This is a genomic window from Streptomyces sp. H27-C3, assembly GCF_030063415.1.
Taxonomy (GTDB): domain Bacteria; phylum Actinomycetota; class Actinomycetes; order Streptomycetales; family Streptomycetaceae; genus Streptomyces.
Map to the genome: position 1 here is coordinate 14281 of NZ_JASITA010000019.1, position 16877 is coordinate 31157.

The following is a 16877-nucleotide window of genomic DNA, read 5'->3' on the forward strand; positions in this document are numbered from 1 at the left end:
TGATGTTCTCTCCGCATCGTGGAGGCGTGGCAGCATCGGCAACTTCTGCCGTCTCGTTGTGGGTTGGATCGAGTTGGGCGATCAGGGGTTGCCCATGGGCGAAGGTCCTGGCCGAAGCAGATTTCCTTCTGCGGCCCAGGTCATGCCCGGGCCGCTGCAAGCCGGGGCCGGCCCGCGGGTCAGCGAAGCACTGGCATTCGTCGGTCGAGTGCAAGAGGGTTGTTGTGGCGGTCGAGTTGCTGTCGGCTGGAGGGGCATGGCCGTGGCCGCGCTCAGCCGATGGTCGGGCTGCGGCGTTCGACGAGGACGACGTCGCGCCACTGGCCGTGGTGGAGGCCGATGCGCTCGCGGGTGCCGATGATCCGGAACCCGGCCTTGTGGTGCAGGGCGAGGCTGGCTGTGTTCTCGGGGAAGATCCCGGATTGCACCGTCCAGATTCCGGCGGCGCCGGTAGAGGCCAACAGGGCGGTCAGGAGGGCGAGTCCCACGCCGCGGCTGCGGGCTTCGGGGCCGACGTAGACGGAGTGCTCGACCACTCCGGCATACGCGCAGCGGTCGGAGACCGGCACTACGGCAGCCCAACCCAGCACGCGTTGCTCCTCGTTGAGGGCGACCAGACGGTGTTCGGGCAGCTTGGTCGCGTCGAATCTCTTCCAGTCCGGGGCGGTGGTCTCGAAGGTGGCGTTGCCTTCTTCGATGCCGAGCTGATGGATCGCCAGGACCTGTTCCGCGTGCTCGGGTCGCATCGCTGTGATGTGCCCGCCTGCCGCCGCCGCGGCGGTCATGCGGTCTCGATGCCGAGTTCGGCGAGCAGGCCGCGGATGCGTCGCTCGATCTCGTCCCGGATGGGGCGGACCGCCTCGACGCCCTGGCCGGCGGGGTCGTCGAGCTTCCAGTCGAGGTACTGCTTGCCGGGGAAGACGGGGCAGGTGTCGCCGCAGCCCATGGTGATCACTACGTTGGACGCCTGCACAGCGTCGGCTGTCAGTACCTTCGGCGTCTCGGAGGACAGGTCGATACCGGCCTCTGCCATGGCCTGGACGGCAGCCGGGTTCACGGCGTCGGCCGGCGTCGACCCGGCGGAGCGGACCTCGATACGGCCCTGGGAGAGGTGGGTGAGGAAGGCGGCGGCCATCTGTGAGCGCCCGGCGTTGTGGACGCACACGAACAGCACGGACGGCCTGGTCTCAGACACGGGCGGAACCTTCCGTGGAGACGGCCGGTGGGGCCGATGGTGTGGGCTGGAGGAAGAAGCGGCGAGCGGCGAGGGCGACGTAGACGAGGCCGATGAGGACGGGGACCTCGATGAGCGGGCCGACGACTCCCGCGAGGGCCTGGCCGGAGGTGGCGCCGAAGGTGGCGATGGCGACCGCGATGGCGAGTTCGAAGTTGTTGCCCGCGGCGGTGAATGCCAGCGTCGTCGCCTTGGGGTAACCGAGTCCGGCCGCGCGGCCGGCGGCCATGGACCCGGCCCACATCACGGCGAAGTACACCAGTAGCGGCAGTGCGATCCGCACGACGTCCAGGGGCTTGGAGGTAATGGCCTCGCCCTGGAGGGCGCAGAGTACGACGATGGTGAAGAGCAGTCCGTACAGGGCGAATGGGCCGATGCGCGGGATCAGTTTCGTCTCGTACCAGGTGCGGCCCTTGGTCTTCTCGCCCAGGCGGCGGGTGAGGAACCCGGCCAGCAGCGGGATACCGAGGAAGATGAGAACGGAGCGGGCGATCTCCCACACGGACACATCGAGCGCCGTCTGCTCCAGGCCGAGCCAGCCGGGCAGCACGTTTAGGTAGAACCAGCCCAGCGCGGCGAACGCGATCACCTGGAACACGGAGTTCAGGGCAACGAGGTCGGCGGCGGCTTCGCGGTCGCCGCAGGCGAGGTCGTTCCAGATGATGACCATCGCGATGCAGCGGGCGAGGCCGACGATGATCAGGCCGGTGCGGTACTCGGGCAGGTCCGGCAGGAAGACCCAGGCGAGGGCGAACATCAGGGCCGGGCCGACGATCCAGTTCAGGATCAGGGACAAGGTGAGCAGGCGCCGGTCGTGGGTGACGGTGTCCAGGCGGTCGTATCGAACCTTGGCCAGGACCGGGTACATCATCACGAGCAGGCCGAGTGCGATCGGCAGTGAGACGTCGGTGACGGTGATCTTCGCGAGCCCGTCCCCCAGACCGGGGACAAGGCGGCCCAGGCCGAGGCCGGCGGCCATCGCGAACACAATCCACACGGCGAGGAACCGGTCCAGGAACGACAGTCGCCCGGCCACCGGCCCAGCCGTGGCAGTTGTCCCGCTCACGATGCGGCCCCGACACGTTCGGCGGCCGGGGCACCGGGGCGGGTCAGGACGGCGGCGAGTTTGTCGGTCGTTGCGGGGAGCAGCCGGTAGTACACCCAGGTCCCGCGCCGCTCGGAGTCGATGAGCCCGGCCTGCTTCAGCAGCTTGAGGTGGTGGGAGACCGTCGGCTGCGACAGCTCGAAGGCCGGGGTGAGGTCGCAGACGCAGACTTCCCCGCCCGCCCGGGAAGCGATCATCGACAGCAGTCGCAGCCGCACCGGGTCACCCAGGGCCTTGAACGCCTTCGCCAGATCGGCGGCCTTGCCCTCGTCCAGGGGAGCGGTCCGCAGGGCGGGGCAGCATCCGTCGGCAACGTCCTGGCCGAGTATCACAAGCTCTTGTTTCGACATGCTTCTATGTTGACGTTTTTCGATCCAAGGTGCAATCTTGAATCGACAGACATCAATACACCTGATCGGGGAGACCGTCATGTCCCGTGCCCAGCTCGCACTCAACGTCGCCGACCTCGAAGCGTCGGTCGCCTTCTACTCCAAGCTGTTCGGCGTCGAGCCGGCCAAGCGCCGCCCCGGCTACGCGAACTTCGCGATCACCACCCCGCCGCTCAAGCTCGTCCTCATCGAGGGCGAGCCGGGCCAGGAAACCCGCCTGGACCACCTCGGCGTCGAAGTCGACACCACCGAGGAAGTCACCGCAGCCACCACCCGGCTCAAGGACGCCGGGCTCGCCACCTTCGAGGAGAACGACACATCCTGCTGCTACGCCCTCCAGGACAAGGTGTGGGTGCACGGCCCCGGCAAGGAGCCGTGGGAGGTCTACGTCGTCAAGGCTGACGCCGACCAACTGGGCAAGAGCCCCGCGCTGGGCGGAGATGCCTGCTGTTCCGGGCAGAACGAGAGCGCCGGGACCGCCGCGCCCGCGACGGCGGCCACGGGCTGCGCCTGCGGCAGCTGAGACCGGGCGCGTCTACGCCTCGTCCCTCGCGGCACTTTGTGCGCCGACCGGATCCTGCGCTGATCCGCGCGGGCCGCGGCTCGCCGGGCCGCGGCCGGGTCGGCCGCGCCGGTGGCAAGGCGCAGGGCGTGGACGGCATGCGCGTCATCAGGTTCCGCGACGGGTCCGAGCTGTTCCAGGCCGGTGGCTGAGGAGCCGTGGCCTGGACGGTGAAGCCCATCCGGGCGAAGTGCAGCGCGTCGCGCACGTGCCCGGGGCCGAGTTCCAGGACGTCCCGGCTCCGCCGGACGGAAGATCCCGGCGGCATGGACGCCGGGGTCGGAGGGCCGTTCGCCGTACTTGCCGGGGCGAGCGGTGTGGGTGTGCTGCCAACGCCGACGCTGTGCCTGGGCCAGGTGGGGGTCCTGCTTGTGTCCCGTCACGGCTGCGTCTACCTCCACACGGTCCGGCCCGGTCGCCGGTCTACCGGCCACCCTGGATCCGGTGACGTGCTCCGCCCGCGCCAGGGGGCGAGGCGAGCGCGGGTCAGCTGCGGACGCCTGCCTTTCGCGCGCCGTGGACGGCGGCGCCGACGGCCAGGACAGCGGCTCCGGAGATGACCGAGTTCAGCGGCAGGGCGAAGGCGAGAACCGCGCAGCCGACCAGCCCGAGGACGGGAACGCCCCGCGGCGGGCGGCCCTCGGCCGGGGTGAGGGTGAGGGCGGCGGCGTTGGCGATTGCGTAGTAGGCCAGGACGCCGAAGGAGGAGAAGCCGATCGCGCCGCGCACGTCGACGGTGGCGGCGGCGATGGCGACGACCGCGCCAATAGCGAGTTCGGCGTGGTGCGGAACGCCGAAGCGCGGGTGGACCGCGGCCAGAGTGTGGGGCAGGTGCCGGTCGCGGGCCATGGCCAGGGTGGTGCGGGAGACGCCGAGGATCAGCGCGAGCAGGGAACCGAGAGCTGCGACGACCGCACCGACGCGCACGACGGGGGCCAGGGCGGGGGCGCCGGCCGCCCGTACCGCCTCGGTGAGCGGTTCGGATGCGTGGGCGAGCCGGACGGGCCCGAGCACCGACAGGGCCGCGACCGCGACGCAGGCGTAGACGACGAGGGTGATGGCCAGGGCGAGGGGAATCGCGCGGGGGATGGTGCGGGCCGGATCGCGGACCTCTTCTCCGAGGGTGGCGATGCGGGCGTAGCCGGCGAAGGCGAAGAACAGCAGACCGGCCGCCTGCAGAACACCGCCCGCCGTGGCGTCCGCGCCGATGTCCAGCCGCGCGGCCACGGCGGTGCCGCCGGTCAGGCAGGCGGTGACCACCGCGGCGAGGACCGCCAGGACCACCGTGACGATGACGCGGGTCAGCCGCGCGCTCTTCTGCACGCCGGTGTAGTTGAGGGCGGTCAGCGCCACCACGGCGGCGACCGCGACCGCGTGGGCCTGACCGGGCCAGGCGTAGGTGCCCACGGTCAGGGCCATGGCCGCGCAGGAGGCGGTCTTGCCGACGACGAACGCCCAGCCGGCCAGGTATCCCCAGAAGTCGCCGAGGCGTTCGCGGCCGTAGAGGTAGGTGCCGCCGGAGGCGGGGTAGCGGGCGGCCAGCCGCGCCGAGGACGTCGCGTTGCAGTACGCGACCACCGCCGCGAGAGTCAGCCCGAGCAGCAGCCCGGACCCGGCAGCCCGGGCCGCCGGAGCCAGTGCGGCGAAGATGCCGGCCCCGATCATCGACCCGAGACCGATCAGCACCGCGTCAGAGACGCCCAGGTACCGCTTCAACTCGCCGCCACCGGCCGGAGTTCCCACCGAGTCCATCGCCTGCTCCTTCGCGGCGGCCCGCCGCCGAATGCTTGCCACACACGATCTCGGCGAACCGTAGCGGAACGACGTGCGCGATGCTGCGAGCGCCTGTCTCCTTGAGGAGCCCGTGATCACGCACCAGATGATGCTCGGCGCCGGTCGGCACGGACAGCGGTACGCAGCAGCACCTTGGCGGTGGAGGCGGAAAGAGAGAGCTGTTCAGCGCCCTCGATGACGCCGTGCCATTGATGCACAAGTCCGCTGTACGTCTCGACCCCAGCAGGGCGGCGTTGGCCGCGATGAGGCAGAGGGCCTACGTCCTGGGATTCGGCGCCGCCATGGCTCTGTGAAGCCCGTGGATGCTCTGTACCGCTCGATCGGCTCGCTCGGCGCGCACCGCCACCGCCACCGGATGGAGTGACGGCCACATCGCCCGGGCCGGAAGGGGATTGCCGCATGGTCACGGTCGCCGTCGCCGTCACCGGTCACATGGACCTGGCCGCCGAGGCAGCCGGGCCGGTGCGCACGGCCCAGCACGAACTGCTGGCCGGCTTGCGCGGCGACGCGCTCGTGGGGCGTACCTGCCTGGCCCGCGGCGCTGACACCTTCTTCGCCGAGGAGATCCCGGCCCTCGGCGGCCGGCTGTCGGCGATCATCCGCTCCAGGGACTACCGGGACGCGGTGGTGGCCCCGGCGGACCTCGTCAGGTTCGATGCGCGGTGCGAGGCCGCCGACGAGGTGGTGATCATGCCGTACGAGCACGCGAGACGCGCGGCCTACGAAGCGGCCAACCTCCGCCCGCTCCAGGGCGCGGACCGTCTGCTGGCCGTCTGGGACGGCAGCGCGCCCACCGGCCGTGGCGGCGGCACGGCGGGCACCGTGGCAGCGGCCCGCTCGGCCGGACTGAGCGTCGATGTCGTATGGCCTCCCGGCGTGTGCAGATCCGGCGCCTGACACCACGCTCGGTTCCGGCCTCGCTTCCGAAGTCTTGTAGGAGGACAGCGATGATCCTCCGCCGGAGACCTTCGTCGGCGCCAGCCCGCTCAGCATCCTTTCCCTGACGACGCCGACGCCGAACGTGACGCTCGCGTGCTGCTGAGCGCGACGGCGATCGCCCTCACCGCGGGTGTCCTCCACCGGATGGACGGCATGTCCTTGCCCACGTCGATCTGGTGCGGAGGCTCGCCTTCACGGCGGTCGCGGGCCTCGGCCAATTGCTCGTCGGCCTCTACGTCCCCTCGGCCACGGCTGCTGCGATGGGTCTCCTGCACGCCCTCGCGACGTCGGTCTGATCGCCCAGTGCCCCAGAAGGTCCCCGTCCGTTCCCGAGCGGACGGGGACCTTGTCGTGCCGCCTGGGCCCCGCACATCCTTCTGCGGCACACCCGTCCTTCGCGCTCTGGGCAGCGGCGCGCAGGACGACACGGCTCGATCGTAGGGGCCGTGAGCAAGGACGCGATGGCTTCTACGGTGTCGCGCACGGTGCTCACGAGATGTGAGCGGTTGTCGTGGAGGTTGCGGGTGGCGCCCCGGGTGTTCGCGGATGACGAGCCGGAACGGCGGCTTCCCGGAGATCAACAAGAAGGAGAAGCTGTGCTGTCGGCACGGCCGCGCGGCTCACGAAGGGCTGATGCGGTAGCGAGAACCCACAAGTGAACTCCCGGCGTCTCCGGCGACGGGACGATGAACGGGACCGGAAGATTCACGGCAGGCGTGGCGACTGGGCCGAGGCGCTCGTAACTTTGGCGCACGTCCGCATCCGGATCGTCAGGAGTCGTCGGTGAACGGTTTTCCCTGGGAGTCGGCGATCGCGATGCTCGGCCTCGCCATTCCGCTGGCCGCCGCCGCATGGGAGTTCGCATTCGCCGGCCGTAAGCGTCTCGGCTACCGGATCCAGATGGACACCACCGCGCCGGACGCGGCCGAAGCCCTGCACGCCGGAGTGCTGCGGCAGATGCAGCGGGACAACGCCTCGCTGCGCGACCCGTCATTCGTGCTGCTGCGTATTGAGAACAGCGGCTGGACACTGATCGACTCGGGCGACTACGTCTCGCAGGGCTCCGAACATGCCGGTATAGAGGTGCGCTTCCCCGGTCGGCGCGTCGTCGGCATGGTCGCGACCGAGATGAGTCACGACTACCTGCGTCGCTCCTTCGTGAGCACTCACCGCGAGGGCGCCCCGGCCGGGGCTGCCCCCGGTCTGGAAGTGGTCGATGGCCGGATCACGCTCCCCAAGGTGACGCTCAATCGGGGCAACCACTACAAGGTCCTGGCGGTTCTCGAACGCGAACGGGACTTCGCCGGGGAGGAGTTCCCCGATCCTCAAGTCGTCGCCGGGATCAAGGGCGGGGTGCACGGCGGTTCGATCAGGAAGACAGCGAGCCACGTACTCGCCTCGAAACCCGTCATGACGTTCATCGCCATGCTGGTTCTGGTGGTCGCCGCCCAGTCCCTGACGACGTTCACCAGAGACGATGTCCGCGCAGCCCCACTGGACTGTGCGCAGGGGACGCTGGCCCTCTCCGGTTCCACCGCGTTCGCCCCAGTCGTGCGAGAAGCGGCGAAACAGTACGAGAAGACATGCCCGGACGCCCGTATTCCCATCACGGAGAACACGTTCAAGGGCAGCGTCGCCGGACTCGACACACTCGCCGCAGCGGACAAGGAAACCAAGGGCGGCAACGCGGGCTCTCCCGACCGGCTGGCTTTCACCGACGGGAAGAAGAGCATCAGACGCCCGCAACTGCTCCCCAGACCGGTTGCGTTGGCGCTCTTCACCCTGGTTGTCAGCAAGGACACCGGTGTCCAGGACCTCGACAAGAGTCAGGTCAGGCAAATCTACGCGGGGAGAGTCACCAACTGGCGGCAAGTGGGCGGCAACGACATTCCCATTCAGCTCATCAGCCGCAACCCGGGCTCCGGCACCCGCTCCACGCTCGTCCAACAGGTCCTTGGCGGCAAGGAGTTGATGGAGGTCACGCAAGGCGACTGCGCGGCGTTGGACACGGGCCGTCCCGGCCGCTGCGAGGTCGGTGACACCGGAACACTCCTGGACACCGTGTCAGCCACCCCCGGCGCTCTCGGCCACAGCGAGATCGGCGCCACGAACAACCGCGACGACCTGCAACAGGTACGGATCGACGGTTACGCAGCCACCCTGGAAGGCGTCGACGGAGGCGCATACCCGTACTGGCAGACGGAGTTCGCCTACACCTACGGGGAACCTCCCGCAGACTCGATCGCCGCGGGTTTCCTGCGCTACCTGGCGAACGAAGTCGGCAAGGACGTGCTCCGCTCCCAGGGACACCGGCCCTGCGCGGAACTGGCGAAGCCTCTGCTCTGCCGCCCCACCTGACCTGGCCCAAGGATGGTCTGGAAACGCTGGTCATGAGGGAGAGGACTTCCTCCACTTCGCGTGGCGCATGAGTCACTTCGCGTGGCGCATGAGTATGCGCGGCCTGGCCGAGACGTCGCGGGCGTCCAGGATCAGGAGGAGGGGACTGTCGACGTCCTCTTCGTCCCGCAGTTGAGGAGTGACGCGGTACTCGATGCTGACGGAGTCCTCGTGCGGGGTCACGGAGAGCAAAGAGCGCTGATTCCCCTGATGGATCGGTCCCATCCGGGTGTGGCTGGCCAGGCCGCCCCGGTGATCGGTGGATGTGACACCAGTCTCGCCGGACATGATCTGCCCGTCCCCATGACCGACGCGGATGGAAGCCATCTCGCACCCCCTGGAGGTGCTGCCGAACCGGAGACCGCATAATCAGTGATCGTCGCGGTGCCGCTTTGCGTGCCTGCGGTGACCGGCGCGCTGGGCAGGCAAGGAAGGCTTACGGGGATATGAAGGACACGAACGAACCGGCCGTGCCGGAAGTGGTGGAGAGCCCGGCTCTGCGCTCACAGCCGACCGGCAGCCTGGCACGGTGGCTGCTGCGCCATCAGGTGCAGCCCGTCGGTCCCGCGGCAGAGGAGGGCCACGCCGAACAGCATCCCTGGTGGAAGGTCATGTGCCTGACCGGGGTGGACTACTTCTCCAGCCTGGCCTACGTACCCGCGATCGCCGCGCTCGCCGCCGGGGCGGTGTCGCCCTTGGCAACGTTACTGATCGTGGCGTTGACCCTGGTGGGGATGCTGCCGATGTACCGGCGGGTGACCCGGGAGAGCCCGAACGGGGCCGGGTCGGTAGCGATGCTGGAGGACCTGCTGCCGTTCTGGTGGGGCAAGCTGTTCGTGCTGATCCTGCTCGGTTTCGTGGCCACGTCGTGGATCATCACGATCACCCTGTCCACTGCCGACGCTTCCGTGCACGTGGTGGAGAACCCCTACTTCCCTCAGGCCCTGCACGGCCACGAAGTCGCCCTCACCGTGGCGTTCCTGCTGGTGCTCGGAGGGGTTTTCCTGCTCGGGTTCAGCGAAGCGGTCAAGGTGGCCATCCCCCTGGTCGCGGTCTTCCTGGTGCTCAACGCGGTTGTCATCGCTGTTGGGGTGGCGCACGTGGTCACCACGCCAGGGGCGTTTTCGGCGTGGACGGACGCGCTCGTCGAGGGCGGCGGAGGCTTCGGCGACCTGATGGGGCCTGCCCTGCTTGCGTTCCCGCTGCTGGTGCTTGGTCTGTCCGGCTTCGAGACCGGGGTGAGCATGATGCCGCTCGTGGCCTCCGATGGTGACACCGCCGAGCAGCGGCTGCGCTCACGGATCCGCAACACCCGCCGGCTGCTGACGACCGCCGCGCTCATCATGAGCGTCTACCTGCTGGCCGCGAGCTTCGTCACCACCGTGCTCATTCCTCACAAGGAGTTCGAGCCGGGCGGCGCGGCCAACGGCCGGGCCCTGGCCTGGCTGGCTCACGAGCACGTAGGGGAAGCCTTCGGCACGGTCTACGACGTCAGCACCATCCTGATCCTGTGGTTCGCGGGTGCGTCGGCGATGGCGGGGCTGGTCAATATCGTCCCGAGGTACCTGCCCGACTACGGCATGGCGCCGGAGTGGGGCCGCGCGGTACGCCCGGTCGTCATGGTCTACACCGCGCTGTGCATCGCCATCACCATCGCGTTCGACGCCGACGTCGATGCCCAGGCCGGCGCCTACGCCACCGGCATCCTGGCCATGATGGTCTCGGGCGCCTTCGCCGTCACCGTCTCGGTCGTGCGCCGCCGCCGGCGCGCCAAGGCAACAGGCTTCGCCCTGCTCACCGCGGTGCTGCTCTACGCCCTGATCGCCAACATCGTCGACAAGCCCGACGGCATCGCCATCTCGGGCATGTTCATCGCCGGCATCATCGCCGTGTCACTGATCTCCCGGGTCTCGCGCACCACCGAGCTGCGCGCCGACCGCATCGTCTTCGATCCGGCCGCACGCCGGCTCATCACCGACACCATCGCCCACGACAACTCCATCAACATCATCGCCAACCGCCGCGAGACCGGCGACGCCGCCGAGTACGCCGACAAGGAACGCGAGCAGCGCGGCAGCAATCCCGTGCCCGGCCCCGCCGATGTGCTGTTCCTCGAAATCGACGTGGTCGACCCTTCCGACTTCAGCGAAACCCTTGACGTACGCGGCGTTGAGGTCGACGGCTACCGGATCCTCCGCGTCGAAGCGCCGGCCGCCCCCAACGCCATCGCCACGATCCTGCTCGCTCTGCGCGATGCCACGGGTGTCCGGCCGCACTGCTACTTCGCCTGGGCCGAAGGCAGCCCGCTGCGGCACATGTTCCGCTACTTCCTGCTCGGCCGCGGCGACACTGCCCCGGTCACCCGCGAGATCATCCGAAGCCACGAACCCGATCCCGACCGACGCCCCGGCATCCACGTCGGTGGCTGATCCCTCCGCCTCGCGCTAGCTCAGATCGGACACCTTGAAGACGGCTTGCGCGGTCTCACGGTCGATACGTGCCGACAACTGCCGCATTCCGGTCGCACCGCACAGGAGCGACCCGCGGGCGTGGGAGGCGCGAGCGTCCTCGTCGAGCAGCCGCCAGAGCGGCGGGTTGGTGACGAGGACCTCCGGATCGATCTCGACGCGGCCCCCGTCCGCGTCCCGCAGGACCAGTCGCCGCGCCACCCCGTCGGTCCAGCGCACCGACACCAGGCGGTCCGTGCGCACGATGTGCTCGCGCAGCAGACCCCGGGACGCCAGCAGGCCCGGACACGCGGAGACTCTCGGGGGGAGGAGCACGACGAACAGCAGGACGGCGAGTGCGGCCCACAGCCCGGCTCGCGATACCGTCAGACCGGCCGCGCCCGCGTCGATCAGCAGCAGCAGCCCGAGAAGCAGCAAAGCGCAGCCGACCGCGAACTTCGCGTTCGCGGCCCAGCCGCTGTCCCGCACCGCTGATGCACCGGGCGTGACGCTCCCGACGTCTTGGATACGTCTCATGACAGCGACGGTAGAGCCGAAGGCAGCCCGGTTGAGGAGAGATTGACGCGGTACTGACGGAACGCGAGCGGGTCATTGACGGCCGTCCCGTACTCCCGTCAGAGGTGCGTGAAGAAGACACGGATTCGCGCCAAGACCACGCCAGTGCTGATCCCCGGCGCCCGCACGCGCCCGCACGCTGATCCGCATGACCATCTTGACCTCGGAGAACGACGCGAAGTCCGGCGTCGAGGAGCCTCCAGATACAGACGCGCGGCACAAGCTCACAGCCGTCACCGGGCTTGCCGCCCTGTCCCTCGACGCGATGGCTTCCGTCGCCTATGGGCCGGAAGCGATCGTGCTCGTCCTCGCGGCGGCGGGTGGCCACGGCCTCGGATTCACCGTCCCCGTCACCCTCCTCATCGCCGCCCTCGCAGATGCCCGGGTGCATGCTCACCACTGTGCAGCCCTGCGGTGCCTCGGCTCGGGCGAAGACCGTCAGTGCGAGCTGGGACTGGGCGTAAGCGGCCAGCCTGGATTAGCGGCGGGTGCGGTTGATGTCATTCCAGGAAATGGATGCGGTGCGGTGCATCGACGACGACACGTTGACCACACGGCTGCCCGCTCGTGCGGTGAGCGGGCCTTTGAGGGCGCGGGTGAGGACGTAGGCGGCGAGGAAGTTGACCTGGAAGGTCAGTTCCACGCCGTCGGCGGTGATGGTGTGGCGCTCTGGGGCGGCGACGGCCGCGTTGTTGATCAGGATGTCGACGGCGGGGTGGTGGCGGGCCACCGACTGCGCCATGGAACGGACTTCGCCCAGTCGGGAGAAGTCGGCGACGGCCAGGTCGAGCTGGGTGATGGCCTCCTCGCCGGAGCTGTAGTCGCGTGCGTGGACAACGACATGGCAACCCTGCTTCCCGAGGAGCCGGGCGGTCTCCCAGCCGATGCCGGAGGTGGCTCCGGTCACGAAAGCGGTACGGCGGTCCGGCGATGCTGACGGCATGAGGTGTCCTTGGCCGATTGGATGGGAAACATGAACAGCGGTCTACGCCAGGACGACCGGTTCGCCTCATGCGATGTGGCTTCAAGAGGGACGAGATGTCCTTGATAAAGCCCTGATGAGGGTCCCGGCTGCGTACTCAGCCGAGGCCCGGCACTCTGGAGACCAAGAGGTCGATCAGCTTGATGCCGACGAATGGCAGAACGAGGCCGCCGAGGCCGTAGAGCGTGAGGTTGCGCCGTAGCAGGTCGTGGGCGGAGGCGGGGGTGTAGCGCACACCGCGCAGGGCGAGCGGGATGAGCGCGATGATGATCAGCGCGTTGAAGATGATCGCGGAAGTGATCGCCGAGGTGGGGCTGTGCAGCCCCATGATGTTCAGAGCTTCCAGCCCGGGGTGGGCGCCGGTGAACATGGCGGGGACGATCGCCAAGTGCTTCGCGACGTCGTTGGTGATGGAGAACGTCGTCAGCGCCCCCCGGGTGATCAGGAGCTGCTTGCCGATCTCGATGATCTCGATGAGCTTGGTCGGGTTGGAGTCCAGGTCCACCATGTTCCCGGCCTCCTTCGCGGCCGAGGTGCCGGTGTTCATGGCCACGCCGACGTCCGCCTGCGACCTTCGGCGACGGCTTCCGCGAGGTTGGCGAAGACGACGGTCAACCACAGCCAGCAGCTGATCACCCACGTGAATACCGACGGATGAATCACCGCGGAGAGCGTGGTGAGCACGGCGCCGGTGGCCACCACAAACTGCACAGGGTTTCTGGCGAGGTCGCGCGGATGCAGTTTGCGCAGCGCTTCGGGGAGGCCTTTCACCAACTGCGCGGGTTCGAAGAGGCCACCGGGCGCGCGCCGCTGCCCCGACGGCTGGGGGCCCAGGCCGGTTCGGGGCGTACGTGCCTTCGTGGACGTAGGGGCGAACGATGAAGCGGCGGGAAGCATGGCTGACGGCCTTCTGACGGGGTCGGCAAGGAATGAGTGGCTCCGCCGCCTGCCCGTATCTGTGCCCTGGCCCATGAGGAGGGGCTGCCGGGACGCGGCGACGTGATGACGGGCATGCCAACGCGTACTCATCCGCCGGGGAGGCGGGCGCAGTCGAACCTAAGCCCCCGTGGCGGTCCAAATGGCCTGGCTGAGCCGGTATTTGCGACTCTCATACGGACAGCAGGATTCGACCGTCAAGGCCGTATCAGGAGGCATCGAAAGAGCGTCAGTGGAGCATCAAAAGGGGGCGTTGATGATCGAAAGCGGTGCCAGACTGGCCGACGTGAGAGGGGGCGGGCGACCACCCGTGACGGAGGGGCGTAGCGCCTGGCGTGCAGTCGGACAGGCGCGACTGCACACCGCGTGCCGATTGCTCACGACACGCGGGTTGAACGGGTCCGCGACCAACGAGGGGGCGCGGACCCGTCCGGCGTTTCGGCCCAGGTCGGTCGGGCCAAGGGATCTCGGCCGCGCGTTTCACTCCGGGGCCGCGTCGCGCTTACCGGCCCGGAAAGATCTGGTCCCAGGCGGAGCGGCTCACGGCCGATAGATCATTTCGATCATGAATGCGGCGATCAGAGCCCAGACGCCGAGCCCCAGGAGCCACATCCGGTCCGTGAGCCCCCCAGCGGCGACCAGGGCGACGGCCGACAGCGTGAGGGCTATGACGATGCGGCGCATGCCGCTCTCCGGAGTGGATTTCATGCGTGGATCGCCAGGAGTGGCGCCACGGCACAACCGGTCGTTAGCCGGCGCAAGAGGTGCCTGGCCGGTCGAAGACGGACGGTCGTGGGCGCAGCCTAGCTGTCCGCCGGCACCACTGGGCGAGACATCGAGGCTTGTGGCTGCCGACCGAGTCCGGTGAAGCCGCCCAACTCATCGCTCCGGACGGACTCATTCCTCGATCTTGCCCGGAGGACAGAGATCCGCCGTCAAGAAACGAGACGACCTCGGCGATATAGCAGCGGTGCACCTCGCGCAGGTTGTGAGGCTTGGACAGGAGGCCGATCCGGTCCTGGAGGGTGTCGCCGGGCAAGAACCCGTGGGTGAACAGGCTGAGTTCGGACCCCGTGAGGAACACGATCTCGGCGCCCTGTGTGCGTAGCCGCTCGGCGCGTTCCGCGCAGTCGGCGAGGAAGGCGAGCAGTTCGTCGGTGGTCAGGCCGCAGGTGAAGGGGCAGAGCCACACCTCCAGGCCGGCGCCGGCGGCGTGGGTGGCGGCGATCTCGAGTCGGTCCGGGTCGCCGCCGGTGACACGCACCGCCGTGCAGTGCAGATCTTCGCGGATGACGCGCATCTCACGCTGGACGACTTCGGGGTCGAACGTCGTACGGGTGCTCACTCCGGCGTTGATGAAGCCGGTGTCGTACGTGATGCCTGCCTCGCATGCGTGACGCCCCTTTGCTGACGGACCCGTGCGGCCGGTTTGCAGAGCCGCAGACCAGGCGCCGAGAGTATACGGTACTCGACGTACCCTAAAGTTAGCGCTGGCCAAAGAAATGCGAACCCGGCCAAAGTACGAAGCGTACCTATGATGGGAGAGTGAGCATGGCTGATGATTCGACACCGCAGCCCGGCCCGACCCTGGCGCGGCGGCGCGGGGTCGAGCTGGAACAGGCGATCCTTCGCGCCGCGCTCGACGAGCTCATCGAATGCGGGTTTCCGGGGCTGACCATGGACAAGGTCGCCAGGCGTGCCGGCACCAACAAGAACGCGATCTACCGCCGATGGCCGAACCGCGCGGCTCTCGGTGTCGCCGCCTACCTGCAGATCGCCGACGCCCAGCTGCGCGTCCCCGACACGGGCGACCTGCGCGGGGACGTGCTGGCGCTACTGCGGCGGATCAACCGCGACCTGTCCTCACCGGGCGGCGACATCCTGCGCGGGCTGCTGTCGAGCATCGGCGACGAACCTGAACTGCTGGCGCAACTGCAAGAACAGGTCGGCGACAGCGGAGCAGGCCGCTGGCTGACCCTCCTGGGCCGCGCCGTGGCCCGCGGTGAAGCAGCGCCCGAGGCGCTCCACCCGCGGGTCGCCACCGTGGCCCTCGTCCTGCTGCGCAACGAATACGTCACCCGCGGGATTGCCACCGTTCCCGACAGCGTCCTCGTCGAGATCGTCGACGAGGTCTACCTGCCGCTGATACGCCAATGCGGCGTAACAACAAGCTGATCGACCCATTCCGAGCGAGCCTGGATTCGCACACGACAGGACGGCTGGACGATGAACATCGACGTACTGGACGAGGTCTACGAACGCCTGCATTCAGCCGGACCGGAGTTCGGCGGGGACGAGGAGGGAAACCACGGCCTGACCAACCACGGCCCCATGACTGCCGAGGTACTGGCCCGGCGCGGATACGCCGATCTGGTCCCCTCATGGGTGGATCGGTACATGCCGCGCCTGACCGAGATGCCACGGGCCGGCGAGCCGATCCGCGACACCGGCTGGCAAGAGGCCCTCGGCCGGGGCGAACGCGTCGGTGACTGGGCCGCCTATTTCGGTCGGCTGGTCGCCGAGCGACCGTGGGCGGATGTCCTGACCGAGTGGTGGCCCCGCCTCCTGCCCGGCATCGGTGCCGGCGCCACGCACGGCGTCATCCGCGTCGGACATGCCGTCCGTGCCCTCACCAACGGTGCGGTGAGCGACAGCACGCGGGCCGAACTGGCACACGGCCTGGCCTTCTGGGCCGCCCGCTCCCTTCCGATCCCGGGCGCCACCGCGCCCGCCGGCGACCTGAACGCCGCCCTGGCTCTTGCCGGGCTACCCCATCTGCAGGAGCAGAGCGGACTGCTCGCAGGACGACTCGGCCGACTCACCGGCGTACCCGGCTGGTCCGACGCTCAAGCCGCCCTGCGTCCCGCGGTCTCCGATGAACAGGCCGTCACCCTGCTGCGCCAGCTCGTCGACGCGGCAACGCTGCGGTACCTGACACACGGTCACGGAAGTCCCGTGCTGCTCGTTCACACCGCAACCGCACCCAACGCCGTACTCCACGTACTGCCCACCCTGCCGCGCCAGATGTGGGCGCCGAGCTTCGCCGCAGTATGGTCGGCCAGCGCCGCCCTCGTCTCGACGTACGAGCCGCGGCACGGCATTCCTCGCGGGGAACTACCCGAGCCGCCGAACTGCGACGACCCGATCGCCGAGGTCGTGCGACGGTCCGCCGAACACGGGGACGAGCACGTCATCAAGTTCACCGACACCGCCGTTGAGGTCTTCGAGCGCACCGGCAACCCGGACGCCCTCGCCGCGGCCACCCACATCGCCACCCTCGTGGAACCCACCTGAGATGCGTCACTGAAAGTGTCAACGCCCGGATCCGCAAGGCCGTGCGGGCCCGAGGGCATTTCCCCAACGATCAGGCCGCCCTCAAGTGCGTGTACTTGGCGTGATGAGCTCGGATCCCACCGGCACCGGCCGCAAGCGGTGGACCATGCGGTGGAAGGCCGCACTCCAAGCCTTCGACATCGCCTCGACGGCCGGCTCACCGCTGGACGCCGCTAGAGAAAC

Annotated in this window: 18 protein-coding genes and 3 pseudogenes; 9 read left to right on the forward strand and 12 right to left on the reverse strand. The window is 68.9% G+C overall.

Going from position 1 to position 16877, the window contains the following annotated elements; genetic code table 11:
- Positions 1–272: 272 nt before the first annotated feature.
- From QMK30_RS20050 to QMK30_RS20065, 4 genes are read right to left on the reverse strand one after another with little or no spacing between them, the layout of a single operon-like run.
- Positions 273–785, reverse strand: a complete 513-nt coding sequence (locus QMK30_RS20050; protein WP_283519665.1) for a GNAT family N-acetyltransferase — start codon at positions 783–785, stop codon at positions 273–275.
- Entirely contained in the window at positions 782–1195 is a 414-nt protein-coding gene (locus QMK30_RS20055) for an arsenate reductase ArsC (RefSeq protein WP_283519666.1), read from the reverse strand. The genes QMK30_RS20050 and QMK30_RS20055 overlap by 4 nt, the downstream gene beginning before the upstream one ends.
- Positions 1188–2300 carry an ACR3 family arsenite efflux transporter gene (arsB, locus tag QMK30_RS20060; RefSeq protein WP_502963174.1) on the reverse strand — a complete coding sequence of 371 codons (1113 nt, stop codon included), beginning with the start codon at positions 2298–2300 and terminating at the stop codon, positions 1188–1190. Before arsB ends, QMK30_RS20055 begins: the two co-directional genes overlap by 8 nt.
- Positions 2297–2689: an ArsR/SmtB family transcription factor gene (locus QMK30_RS20065; RefSeq protein ID WP_283519667.1), complete on the reverse strand. Its 393-nt coding sequence runs from the start codon at positions 2687–2689 to the stop codon at positions 2297–2299. Before QMK30_RS20065 ends, arsB begins: the two co-directional genes overlap by 4 nt.
- 79 nt (positions 2690–2768) lie before the next feature.
- Here QMK30_RS20065 and QMK30_RS20070 point away from each other — a divergent pair, with 79 nt between their 5' ends.
- Entirely contained in the window at positions 2769–3251 is a 483-nt protein-coding gene (locus QMK30_RS20070; protein ID WP_283519668.1) for an ArsI/CadI family heavy metal resistance metalloenzyme, read from the forward strand.
- A gap of 38 nt (positions 3252–3289) precedes the next feature.
- Positions 3290–3442 carry a hypothetical protein gene (locus QMK30_RS20075; protein WP_283519669.1) on the forward strand — a complete coding sequence of 51 codons (153 nt, stop codon included), beginning with the start codon at positions 3290–3292 and terminating at the stop codon, positions 3440–3442.
- A 334-nt stretch (positions 3443–3776) separates the two neighbouring features.
- Here the strand turns inward: QMK30_RS20075 and QMK30_RS20080 are convergent, their stop codons facing one another.
- Positions 3777–5042, reverse strand: a complete 1266-nt coding sequence (locus QMK30_RS20080) for an APC family permease (protein ID WP_283519670.1) — start codon at positions 5040–5042, stop codon at positions 3777–3779.
- Positions 5043–5483: 441 nt separating this feature from the next.
- Between QMK30_RS20080 and QMK30_RS20085 the strand changes: the two genes are divergently transcribed.
- Positions 5484–5981, forward strand: coding sequence for a hypothetical protein (locus tag QMK30_RS20085; protein ID WP_283519671.1), 498 nt, complete (start codon positions 5484–5486; stop codon positions 5979–5981).
- An 825-nt stretch (positions 5982–6806) separates the two neighbouring features.
- Positions 6807–8381 carry a substrate-binding domain-containing protein gene (locus QMK30_RS20090; protein WP_283519672.1) on the forward strand — a complete coding sequence of 525 codons (1575 nt, stop codon included), beginning with the start codon at positions 6807–6809 and terminating at the stop codon, positions 8379–8381.
- Between the two features lie 72 nt (positions 8382–8453).
- Here the strand turns inward: QMK30_RS20090 and QMK30_RS20095 are convergent, their stop codons facing one another.
- Positions 8454–8747, reverse strand: coding sequence for a hypothetical protein (locus QMK30_RS20095; protein WP_283519673.1), 294 nt, complete (start codon positions 8745–8747; stop codon positions 8454–8456).
- Positions 8748–8866: 119 nt separating this feature from the next.
- Between QMK30_RS20095 and QMK30_RS20100 the strand changes: the two genes are divergently transcribed.
- A complete protein-coding gene (locus tag QMK30_RS20100) occupies positions 8867–10849 on the forward strand; it encodes an APC family permease (protein WP_283519674.1) in 1983 nt (660 codons plus the stop codon).
- Between the two features lie 15 nt (positions 10850–10864).
- On the opposite strand, the gene QMK30_RS20105 is transcribed toward QMK30_RS20100, so the two are convergent.
- Positions 10865–11404 (reverse strand): hypothetical protein, encoded by a 540-nt coding sequence (locus tag QMK30_RS20105; RefSeq protein ID WP_283519675.1) that lies wholly within the window; start codon positions 11402–11404, stop codon positions 10865–10867.
- A gap of 187 nt (positions 11405–11591) precedes the next feature.
- Between QMK30_RS20105 and QMK30_RS20110 the strand changes: the two are divergent.
- Positions 11592–11816, forward strand: a pseudogene (locus QMK30_RS20110) (amino acid permease); the annotation flags it as partial.
- A 105-nt stretch (positions 11817–11921) separates the two neighbouring features.
- Here QMK30_RS20110 and QMK30_RS20115 read toward each other — a convergent pair.
- The 5 genes and pseudogenes from QMK30_RS20115 to QMK30_RS20135 form a co-directional block, all read right to left on the reverse strand.
- Positions 11922–12386, reverse strand: coding sequence for an SDR family NAD(P)-dependent oxidoreductase (locus QMK30_RS20115; RefSeq protein WP_349362089.1), 465 nt, complete (start codon positions 12384–12386; stop codon positions 11922–11924).
- Positions 12387–12522: 136 nt separating this feature from the next.
- Positions 12523–12996: pseudogene (locus QMK30_RS20120) on the reverse strand (potassium-transporting ATPase subunit B); the annotation flags it as partial.
- Positions 12969–13322 carry a hypothetical protein gene (locus QMK30_RS20125; RefSeq protein WP_283519676.1) on the reverse strand — a complete coding sequence of 118 codons (354 nt, stop codon included), beginning with the start codon at positions 13320–13322 and terminating at the stop codon, positions 12969–12971. The gene QMK30_RS20125 and the pseudogene QMK30_RS20120, both read right to left, overlap by 28 nt.
- Before the next feature lie 579 nt (positions 13323–13901).
- The gene (locus QMK30_RS20130; RefSeq protein WP_283519677.1) at positions 13902–14069 is read right to left on the reverse strand and encodes a hypothetical protein; all 168 of its coding nucleotides are present in this window, start codon (positions 14067–14069) and stop codon (positions 13902–13904) included.
- Between the two features lie 40 nt (positions 14070–14109).
- Positions 14110–14706 carry a hypothetical protein gene (locus QMK30_RS20135; protein WP_283519678.1) on the reverse strand — a complete coding sequence of 199 codons (597 nt, stop codon included), beginning with the start codon at positions 14704–14706 and terminating at the stop codon, positions 14110–14112.
- Between the two features lie 206 nt (positions 14707–14912).
- On the opposite strand from QMK30_RS20135, the gene QMK30_RS20140 reads away from it, so the two are divergent.
- The 3 genes and pseudogenes from QMK30_RS20140 to QMK30_RS20150 all read left to right on the forward strand — a co-directional run.
- Positions 14913–15536 carry a TetR/AcrR family transcriptional regulator gene (locus QMK30_RS20140; RefSeq protein ID WP_283519679.1) on the forward strand — a complete coding sequence of 208 codons (624 nt, stop codon included), beginning with the start codon at positions 14913–14915 and terminating at the stop codon, positions 15534–15536.
- Positions 15537–15587: 51 nt separating this feature from the next.
- Entirely contained in the window at positions 15588–16655 is a 1068-nt protein-coding gene (locus QMK30_RS20145; protein ID WP_283519680.1) for a questin oxidase family protein, read from the forward strand.
- Positions 16656–16666: 11 nt separating this feature from the next.
- Positions 16667–16871: pseudogene (locus QMK30_RS20150) on the forward strand (transposase); the annotation flags it as partial.
- Positions 16872–16877 lie beyond the last annotated feature (6 nt).